The sequence below is a fragment of the Terrimonas alba genome, from assembly GCF_042434975.1.
In the GTDB taxonomy this organism is placed as follows: Bacteria; Bacteroidota; Bacteroidia; order Chitinophagales; family Chitinophagaceae; genus Terrimonas_B; species Terrimonas_B alba.
This window is the reverse complement of record NZ_JBHMQM010000051.1, coordinates 1-914: the sequence shown is the minus strand read 5'-3', so window position 1 is coordinate 914 and position 914 is coordinate 1. Positions and strand designations below refer to the sequence as shown.

Below are 914 nucleotides of genomic sequence, written 5' to 3'. Positions count from 1 at the left end.
GCTGCAGCAGGCTGCCCAATGGTGACCGAAGCGGTAGCTGTACAATTATTGTTATCAGTAACGGTAACGGAATAAGTTCCTGCAGCAAGAGCGGTGATGTCTTGCGTGGTTGCGCCATTGCTCCACACATAAGAGTAAGGAGTTGTACCACCACTAACAGTTAAGTCAATGGACCCGGTGGCGTTACCAAAGCAAAGCACATCCACTTTTGAAGAGGTGAGAGCCAGCGCTGCAGCAGGCTGCCCAATGGTGACCGAAGCGGTAGCTGTACAATTATTGTTATCAGTAACGGTAACGGAATAAGTTCCTGCAGCAAGAGCGGTGATGTCTTGCGTGGTTGCGCCATTGCTCCACACATAAGTGTAAGGAGTCGTACCACCACTAACAGTTAAGTCAATGGACCCGGTGGCGTTACCAAAGCAAAGCACATCCACTTTTGAAGAGGTGAGAGCCAGGGCTGCAGCAGGCTGCCCAATGGTGACCGAAGCGGTAGCTGTACAATTATTGTTATCCGTAACGGTAACGGAATAAGTTCCTGCAGCAAGGGCGGTGATGTCTTGTGTAGTAGCGCCATTGCTCCACACATAAGAGTAAGGAGTTGTACCACCACTAACAGTTAAGTCAATGGACCCGGTGGCGTTACCAAAGCAAAGCACATCCACTTTTGAAGAGGTGAGAGCCAGGGCTGCGGCAGGTTGGGTAATGGTAACAGAAGTAGTCGCTGTACAATTATTGTTATCAGTAACGGTAACGGTATAGGTTCCTGCAGCAAGAGCGGTGATGTCCTGGGTAGCGGCGCCATTGCTCCAAACATAAGTATAAGGAGTTGTACCACCACTAACACTTAAATCAACAGAACCGGTGGTATTGCCAAAGCAAAGCACATCCACTTTTGAAGAGGTGAGAGCCAGGGC

General features: G+C 49.6%; 1 protein-coding gene. It reads right to left on the bottom strand.

Going from position 1 to position 914, the window contains the following annotated elements; genetic code table 11:
- Positions 1 to 914: SprB repeat-containing protein (locus ACFEL9_RS26140; protein ID WP_385896368.1), on the bottom strand; the 914-nt coding region annotated here is incomplete at both ends.